General features: G+C 67.1%; 2 protein-coding genes. Both read right to left on the bottom strand.

Translation table 11 applies throughout. The annotated features are described in order from the left end of the window. Positions 1–39: 39 nt before the first annotated feature. The gene (gene tnpC / locus FB547_RS33230) at positions 40–1,551 is read right to left on the bottom strand and encodes an IS66 family transposase (protein ID WP_410000825.1); all 1,512 of its coding nucleotides are present in this window, start codon (positions 1,549–1,551) and stop codon (positions 40–42) included. A 108-nt stretch (positions 1,552–1,659) separates the two neighbouring features. Then, positions 1,660–1,992 carry an IS66 family insertion sequence element accessory protein TnpB gene (gene tnpB, locus FB547_RS33225; RefSeq protein WP_186454331.1) on the bottom strand — a complete coding sequence of 111 codons (333 nt, stop codon included), beginning with the start codon at positions 1,990–1,992 and terminating at the stop codon, positions 1,660–1,662. Positions 1,993–2,076 lie beyond the last annotated feature (84 nt).

Raw genomic sequence — 2,076 nt, 5'->3', positions numbered from 1 at the left:
GTAAGCGCGCGGTGATCCCGTCTTGACTGCAGTCGCAGATCAGGCTGGCTGCCAGCGATGCGGCAATAGTTCCGCGACGCGACTGGCCGGCTGCGTGGGCAGCCGCCCGAGGACGTCGCTGAGGTACGCGTGCGGCTCACGTCCATTGAGCTTCGCTGACTGGATCAAGCTCATGATGGCCGCGGCGCGCTGACCTGCCCGTAGCGATCCCGCGAACAGCCAATTCGATCGTCCGATGGCGATCGGGCGGATCTGGTTCTCCACCCAGTTGTTGTCCGCCGGCAGATCGCCGTCGTCGATGTAGCGCGTGAGCGCCTGCCAGCGCTTGAGGCTGTAGTCGATCGCCCTGGCCGTGGCCGAGCCATCCGGCACCCTCTGCCGTTGCCCGGCGAGCCATTGCTGCAGGGCATCGGCCACCTTGCGGGACTTCTCTCGTCGTATTCGCCTTCGATCCTCAGACTCAAGCTCGGCGACCTCGCGTTCGACGGCGTACAGCTCGCCGAAGAACTTCAGCGCCTGTTCGCCGATCGGGCTGCCGTGATTGGCCCACAGCTCGTGGAACTTGCGCCTCGCGTGCGCCAGGCAGCCCGCCTCGATGACACCGAGCTCGAAGCACGCCTTGTAGCCGCTGAAGTCATCGCACACCAGCGTGCCGCGCCAGCCATGCTCGCCCGGCAGCCCGAGGAAGGCGCGCGCATGCTGGCCGCCACGGCTGTCGGCGAAGTCGAACACCACCGCGCGCAACGCGCTGTAGCTCGTCGTGCAATAGCTCCAGAGGTACGCACGGTGTGTCTTGCCGTTGCCGGGTTTGAGCATCGCCACGGGCGTCTCGTCGGCATGCAGCACGCGGTCTTCGAGCATCTCGCGCTTGAGCGCATCGACCAGAGGCTGCAACTGCACGCCGCACTGCCCGACCCAGCTGGCCAGCGTCGAGCGCGGGATGGCCAGGCCCGCGCGACCGAAGATGGCTTCCTGCCTGTACAGTGGCAAGTGGTCCAGGTACTTGCCCACCAGCACCTGCGAGAGCAGCCCAGCCGTCGGAATGCCCTTGTCGATGATGTGCGGGGCGACGGGCGCCTGCACCAGCGTCTCGCACTTCGCGCAGACCCATTTGCCGCGAACGTGGCGCTCGACGCTGAACACCCCAGGGCGGTAGTCGAGCTTCTCGGCCACATCCTCGCCGATGCGCTGGAGGGTGCAGCCGCAGGCACAGGTGGTGCCCTCGGGCTCGTGGCGGATCTCCCGGCGCGGCAGGTGCGCGGGCAGTGCCTGGCGCTTGGGTTGCTGCTTCTCGCGCTGCGCAGACGGCGCGGCCGCGAGGTCCTCCAGCTCACGCTCCATCGCCGCCAAGTCGGCGTCGATGGTCTCTTCCAGCAGGCTCTTCTGCTCGGCATTGAAGGCTTCAGACTTGGCGGCGAACTTCAACCGCTTGAGCACCGCCATCTCGTGGGTGAGTTTGTCGATGGCGGCCTGCTTGAATGCGATCTCGTGGTCGCGGCGTGCGATCTCGAGCTTGTCGGCTGCCGCCCCTCTCCTCAGGGAGAGGACCATCTCGCGCAGTTGCTGCGCGTCCAGGTGGTCAAGGTCGGCCGTGTCGATCACGGAAGGTGATGGTGCTCCACCGTGCGCGCCCACGCATCAGCACATTCGGCAATTGCACTACAGCACGCAGATCACTCCGGCTTCGCCGATGCGCTGCCACGGCAGACCGAGCACCAGCGCATCGAACTGGGGATGGGTCAGGCTGAGGGTGGTGCCGCTGTCCTTGGGCCAGACGAACTTGCCCTGGTGCAGGCGTCGTGCCGACAGCCAGATTCCGATGCCGTCGTGCACCAGGACCTTCATGCGGTTGGCGCGACGGTTGGCGAACAGGTAGGCGTGGTGCGGGCGCGCGGCGCCGAAGACACGCACCACGCGCGCCAGTGCCGCTTCGGTGCCTGCACGCATGTCCAGCGGCTCGATGGCCAGCCACAGCGCGTCGACCCGGATCACCGGAGGATCTCGCGCAACCAGGCGGCACATTGGCCTGACGCGCTCAACGGCCAGGTCACGTTCACCGCGATGGCACCGCGGCGA

The organism is Variovorax beijingensis, assembly GCF_007828835.1.
Taxonomy (GTDB): Bacteria; Pseudomonadota; Gammaproteobacteria; order Burkholderiales; family Burkholderiaceae_C; genus Variovorax; species Variovorax beijingensis_A.
The sequence above is the reverse complement of the archived record's forward strand: the minus strand, read 5'-3'. Positions and strand labels throughout refer to the sequence as shown.

What these genes read in the sequence shown, in the direction of transcription:
- tnpC (WP_410000825.1), bottom strand. Translation starts at nt 1,551, where the DNA reads ATGGTCCTCTCCCTGAGGAGAGGGGCGGCAGCCGACAAGCTCGAGATC.